The 5,761-nt window shown below is 44.9% G+C and carries 8 protein-coding genes, 1 tRNA gene and 1 other RNA gene; 7 read left to right on the forward strand and 3 right to left on the reverse strand.

Going from position 1 to position 5,761, the window contains the following annotated elements:
- Window positions 1–34 precede the first annotated feature (34 nt).
- Window positions 35–124, forward strand: a tRNA-Ser gene (locus tag KNO90_RS14470).
- A 120-nt stretch (window positions 125–244) separates the two neighbouring features.
- Here KNO90_RS14470 and KNO90_RS14475 read toward each other — a convergent pair.
- Together KNO90_RS14475 and KNO90_RS14480 are read right to left on the reverse strand one after the other, a co-directional pair.
- The gene (locus KNO90_RS14475; RefSeq protein ID WP_012727758.1) at window positions 245–916 is read right to left on the reverse strand and encodes a deoxynucleoside kinase; all 672 of its coding nucleotides are present in this window, start codon (window positions 914–916) and stop codon (window positions 245–247) included.
- A complete protein-coding gene (locus KNO90_RS14480) occupies window positions 913–1,548 on the reverse strand; it encodes a deoxynucleoside kinase (protein WP_214743131.1) in 636 nt (211 codons plus the stop codon). The genes KNO90_RS14475 and KNO90_RS14480 overlap by 4 nt, the downstream gene beginning before the upstream one ends.
- A gap of 121 nt (window positions 1,549–1,669) precedes the next feature.
- Between KNO90_RS14480 and tadA the strand changes: the two genes are divergently transcribed.
- From tadA to KNO90_RS14510, 6 genes are all read left to right on the forward strand, one after another.
- Window positions 1,670–2,170 carry a tRNA adenosine(34) deaminase TadA gene (gene tadA, locus KNO90_RS14485; protein WP_215113896.1) on the forward strand — a complete coding sequence of 167 codons (501 nt, stop codon included), beginning with the start codon at window positions 1,670–1,672 and terminating at the stop codon, window positions 2,168–2,170.
- A gap of 53 nt (window positions 2,171–2,223) precedes the next feature.
- Window positions 2,224–2,491: signal recognition particle sRNA large type (ffs, locus tag KNO90_RS14490), an RNA gene on the forward strand.
- A gap of 95 nt (window positions 2,492–2,586) precedes the next feature.
- The gene (gene dnaX / locus KNO90_RS14495) at window positions 2,587–4,263 is read left to right on the forward strand and encodes a DNA polymerase III subunit gamma/tau (RefSeq protein ID WP_214743133.1); all 1,677 of its coding nucleotides are present in this window, start codon (window positions 2,587–2,589) and stop codon (window positions 4,261–4,263) included.
- Window positions 4,264–4,277: 14 nt separating this feature from the next.
- Window positions 4,278–4,595: a YbaB/EbfC family nucleoid-associated protein gene (locus tag KNO90_RS14500; protein WP_214743134.1), complete on the forward strand. Its 318-nt coding sequence runs from the start codon at window positions 4,278–4,280 to the stop codon at window positions 4,593–4,595.
- A gap of 22 nt (window positions 4,596–4,617) precedes the next feature.
- Window positions 4,618–5,217, forward strand: coding sequence for a recombination mediator RecR (gene recR / locus KNO90_RS14505; protein WP_214743135.1), 600 nt, complete (start codon window positions 4,618–4,620; stop codon window positions 5,215–5,217).
- Complete coding sequence (locus tag KNO90_RS14510; protein WP_012727752.1) at window positions 5,214–5,438, forward strand: YaaL family protein; 225 nt, start codon at window positions 5,214–5,216, stop codon at window positions 5,436–5,438. Before recR ends, KNO90_RS14510 begins: the two co-directional genes overlap by 4 nt.
- 125 nt (window positions 5,439–5,563) lie before the next feature.
- Here KNO90_RS14510 and KNO90_RS14515 read toward each other — a convergent pair.
- Window positions 5,564–5,761: hypothetical protein (locus KNO90_RS14515; RefSeq protein ID WP_215113897.1), on the reverse strand; the 198-nt coding region annotated here is incomplete at its 5' end.

A 5,761-nucleotide genomic window follows, 5' to 3' on the forward strand; every position in this document is an offset into this window, starting at 1 on the left:
CTCCACTTTCTTTTTTTTACACTTTTTTAGGCCTGGAGTTGTACCCAAGTCCGGCTGAAGGGGACGGACTCGAAATCCGTTAGGAGTCGCAAGGCTCGCGTGGGTTCGAATCCCACCAACTCCGCTTTCAATCGGGCATCTGCAGAGGCAGATGCATTTTTTGTATCCACAGACATATGCGCTGTGGATTTTTTTGTGCACAAAAAGAAGGATCACGCTGTCGTTGGCGCAATCCTTCTTTCGATTATCTCACTTTTGCTTCACGCGCAATCGTGAGTTGCTTTTCAATTTTCTCAAGAATGAGTTCGACTGAATCTGGGTCGTTGATGAGGTCGTACTCTTCGATCGAGAGACGTAATACCGGACACAGGTTGAAGTTGTTGATCCATTCTGTGTAGCGGGCGTACATCTCTTCCCAGTAGGCGATTGGTGTTTGCTGTTCCATCTCGCGACCACGCATCTGAATGCGTTCGAGTACTTGTTCGAACGAACCTTCAAGATAGATTAATAGATCTGGGTGCGGGAAGAATGGTGTCAATACCATTGCCTCGAACAAACTAGAGTACGTTTCATAGTCTGTTGGTGACATTGTCCCTTTTTCATAATGCATCTTAGCGAAGATGCCTGTATCTTCGTAGATTGAACGGTCTTGGATAAACCCACCGCCGTATTGGAAGATTTTCTTTTGTTCTTTAAAACGTTCTGCTAGGAAGTAAATTTGAAGATGGAAGCTCCAACGCTCGAAATCATGATAAAATTTATCGAGGTAAGGGTTGGTATCTACTTTTTCGAGAGACGTTCGGAAATTTAATGCATCGGCTAACGAATTGGTGATCGTGGATTTTCCGATCCCAACCATTCCACCGATTGTAATGATCGTATCGTTCGGGATGTTATATTTATCAATCAGCTTCATTTTATTTGGGCTCCTTTAGTTAATTCTAATTCACGCTCAATCGTTTTCAGGACATGAGTCAAGTCGTCCGGATTTTGTACAAAGTCGAGTTCATCCCCGCTGAACGAGAGGATCTTCACTTCTGGATGGGCCGCGCGATACGATTCAACAAATGTCTCATAATCGTGAGCAAGTTGTTCGAGGTAATCACGAGACATATTCTCTTCGACTTCACGTCCACGCAAGGCGACTCGTTTCATTAAGGTCTCAATGCTGGCGTGTAAGTAAATGACGACATCAGGTTTCGGCATATCATGTGTCAAAATCTTATAAATCTGCTCGTACTTGTTCAAATGTGCTGGTTTCAGCGAGCGATGAGCAAAAATCAAGTTTTTGAAAATATGATAGTCCGAAACGACGGATTGTTGCTGACTCAAGTGGTGTTGATGAATATCATCTAGTTGCTTGAATCGATTGCACAAGAAGAACATTTCCGTTTGGAAACTCCATTCTTCGATATCTTCATAAAACTTGCCGAGAAATGGGTTCTCTTCTACAATTTCATTCAGCATCTGCATTGAGAAATGCTGACTGATGATATGGGCGAGTGATGTTTTCCCGACACCAATCGGTCCTTCTACCGTTATAAACATATGATGTCATCCTCCATTATCCAAAGTGCAAGTTCCATTCTAGCATACAATACGAGTGATATGACGAGGGATTTGATTTTCATTTTTTTTCATAGTTTCAAATAGGAAATGAGGTGAATGAATGGAACGCGATGAACGATTTATGCAATTAGCCATCGAAGAAGCAAAGAAAGCAGAAGCCATCGGGGAGGTGCCGATCGGCTGTGTGATTGTAAAAGGAGACCAAGTGATTGCGACTGGGCACAATCGTCGTGAGACAGATCGATTGGCAGCGGCGCACGCCGAAATGATTGCGATCGAAACGGCCAATGAGACATTAGAGAATTGGCGATTAGAAGACTGCGAGCTATACGTTACCCTTGAACCGTGTCCGATGTGTGCGGGTGCGATTGTGTTATCTCGCGTGAAGCGTGTCATTTTTGGTGCCCATGATCCGAAAGGTGGATGTTGCGGGACGTTAATGAATTTGGTGCAGGATGATCGGTTCAATCACCAAGCAGAAGTGATGGAAAATGTTTTAGCAGAAGAATGTGGGCAACTCCTCACAGATTTCTTCCGGACGCTTCGAGAGAGGAAGAAACAAGAACGACTCAATCAGAGAGGTTGCAACCCAATCGATTAAACAGTATAATGTAATAGCACTCGAGATAGTGCTTAATTTCATTTACCCATTTGCCGTGCTAGGTGGGGAGGTAGCGGTGCCCTGTCACTCGCAATCCGCTGTAGCGAGACTGAATCCCGATTCGAGGGAGTGCGCTGGTGTGGTCTGCCTTATGTAAGTGGCGTTGACGTCTGAGTCCTGCGCAACGGTCACCCATGAACCAGGTCAGGTCCGGAAGGAAGCAGCCTTAAGTGGTGACGTACCGTGTGCCGCAGGGGTGCTTGGGCTGAGCAAACTGCATGAGTAACGCATGTTGACGTACTTTCAGAAATCGGTGCGCGGCAGATTTATTTTATAACTTCAATCTATGGCCCCAGGGCTGTAGATTTTTTTGTATGATGAGATAGAGAAGAACAAGTAAGGAAGGAGGCGAACTCATGGCGTATCAAGCGTTATATCGTGTATATAGACCTCAGTCGTTTCAGGAGGTCGTCGGTCAAGTCCATATCACACGTACGATTCAAAACGCTCTGTTAGAGGAGCGGATGTCACATGCGTACTTGTTTTCTGGTCCGCGTGGAACGGGGAAGACGAGTTTAGCGAAGATTATCGCTAAGGCAATCAACTGCGAAAGTGCGCCGACACGTGAACCATGTAACACCTGTCCAACGTGTATCGCTATCACGGAAGGGACAAGTCCCGACGTGTTTGAAATCGATGCCGCATCGAATAACGGAGTTGATGAAATTCGGGAGATTCGAGATAAAGTCAAATATCCGCCGTCCCAAGGACGTTACAAAGTATACATCATTGATGAAGTGCATATGTTATCGACTGGTGCATTCAACGCGTTGTTAAAGACGCTTGAAGAACCGCCGGCACATGCGATCTTCATATTAGCCACGACAGAGCCACATAAAATTCCGGCAACCATTATTTCTCGCTGTCAGCGATTTGATGTCAAACGACATGAAGTGAGTCAATTGCAAACGCGGATGGCCTATATTTTGAACGATCAAGACCATGACTACGACCCGGAAGCGTTGAAACTAATCGCACGTGCTGCCGATGGCGGGATGCGAGATGCCCTTAGCCTACTCGATCAGGCGCTCGCATTCAGTGATGGACGGTTGACGGAAGACGCGGTGTTAGAAGTCACGGGTGCCGTGACGGATGAAACATTGCTTGATATGGCGTATGGTCTCCAGCGGAAAGAATTAAATGCTATTTTGAGTACGCTTGAATTGATGTTACGTGAAGGAAAAGACTTGAAACGTTTCATTGAAGATTTAGTGTTCGTCCATCGGGACGCATTGCTTTTAAAAGCTTCTCCACAAGCTGCCGACCTATTAGAGCGTGCTCGACCGACGGATGAATTTCGTCAGTTTGTCGAAGCGACTTCGACGGACGAATTGTTCCAAGTGATTGAAGAGCTGAACGATTGTCAGCAACAGATGAGGTTGTCTAACCATCCTAAAGTGCTGGTCGAATTGACGTTCATCCGGATCGCAGAACAAGGTCGGACGATTAGTGAGCAAATGGTACAACTTCAAGATCAAGTACGCGAACTGAGTCGTGAATTAAGTGAAGTGAAGAAGAATGGTGTTGCTGTGACAGGTGGGGAAGTAGAAAAACCGAAGCCTGCCCCAAAGCGGACGCAAATCCGTGTGCCGAAAGAGCGAATTCGTCAACTCTTGCAACGTGCTGAACGCCAACATTTGAATGCGATTCGCGATAGCTGGGGAGACATCATGACGAATATTCGGATACAAGACGGTCCGATATTCGCGCTCTTCTATGAAAGTGAAGCTGTCCTTTGTGCAAGTGACACCTTACTGGTACAATTTAAAGATGGAATGACATGGCACTATGAACAAGTGAGTTCGAATGGTCGTACCCGTGATGTGATTGAACAGGCGTTATTCGAAGTGACGGGGATTCGTCGCGAAATCATGGCGGTGCTTGAGACAGATTGGAATGAACTGAAGAATGAGTTTATCCTTCAGAAACAAGCAGAACGAACGGAACGAGTCGAAGAACCGGAAACCGAGGATCCGCTTGTCGCGCAGGCGATGGAACGATTTGGCGATGTTGTTGAAATCGAAGAAACATAAGGGAGGCGCTCTGAATGCGTGGAATGGGAAACATGAACAATATGATGAAGCAGATGCAAAAGATGCAAAAAGACATGGCGAAAGCTCAAGAAGAATTGAAAGATTTATCGGTAGAAGGAACTGCAGGAGGCGGCATGGTGAAAGTTGTCGTCAGCGGTCATAAAGAAGTCTTAGACGTTATTATTGCTGAAGATGTTGTCGACCCAGACGATGTGGATATGTTACAAGATCTCGTTTTAGCAGCAATCAATGATGCGATGAAACAAGCGGATCAGCTTGTGAATGATAAGATGGGACGTTTCACACAAGGGATGAACCTCCCAGGCTTTTAAGTGAAGAAAGGATCGATGCGAGTTGCAATACCCTGAAGCCATTGGACGATTGATTGAGAGTTTTACGAAGTTACCTGGGATTGGCCCGAAAACTGCGGTGCGCTTGGCATTCCATGTCTTAGATATGGAAGAAGATGATGTATTAACGTTTGCGAAGTCTCTCGTCAGTGCGAAACGTGACATAAAATACTGTACCGTCTGTGGACATATTACAGACGTGGATCCGTGCGCAATCTGCAAAGACTCGCATCGGGACGAGACAGTGGTTTGTGTGGTTCAAGACTCGAGAGATGTGATTGCTATGGAGAAGATGAGAGAGTATAGAGGGAAGTACCACGTTCTCCATGGAGCCATTAGTCCAATGGAAGGGATCGGTCCAGAGGATATTAACGTTTCAAGTTTGCTGACGCGCTTACAAGAGAATGAGTCGATTCAAGAAGTGATTTTAGCGACCAATCCGAACATTGAAGGAGAAGCGACTTCGATGTATTTATCGAGATTACTCAAGCCTACGGGGATTCGTGTGACGCGTCTCGCCCACGGTCTACCAGTCGGTGGAGATTTGGAGTATGCAGATGAAGTGACGTTGTCTCGAGCGATGGAAGGTAGAAGAGAGTTATGAAATGGTTTCGTAAGTCGTTAAGGGATGATTATGATCAACGACTACTTACTGAGTTATTAGAAGCGAAAGCTAAGTTTGAATCAAAACGTCGAATGCTTGAAGTGAGCATTGAAGATACGGGAGAGTTGGCTGCTCAGGTCAAACAAGCGGAAGCTCTCTATTTCTTTTATTTAAAAGAAGCGAAGAAGCGAAATGTGTCGTTATCATCTCTCCGCTCATAAGGCGATGCCTCTGGCTCGCCTTATTTTATTTTTAGCTCTATATAATGAAGGGAAAAATCAGATCAGCTGAATAAATAGTGGATTTATATATTTTTTAAATCTTTTTTTGAAAAAGGGTTGCATGGTTAAAGTTTTACTGATATATTAATAGACGTCGCCGAGATAAGCGACAAAGAAACAAAAAATATTTTTAAAAAGTGGTTGACCTTTTGTTCTCCAATTGGTAAGATATTTAAGTCGCCAAGAGCGGCAGACGAACTTTGAAAACTGAACGATGAGGCAAAAATAAGTTTTACAATTTTTGAATGAAGCGCAAGCTTCGT

The sequence above is a fragment of the Exiguobacterium sp. s63 genome (assembly GCF_018617335.1).
GTDB lineage: Bacteria > Bacillota > Bacilli > Exiguobacteriales > Exiguobacteriaceae > Exiguobacterium.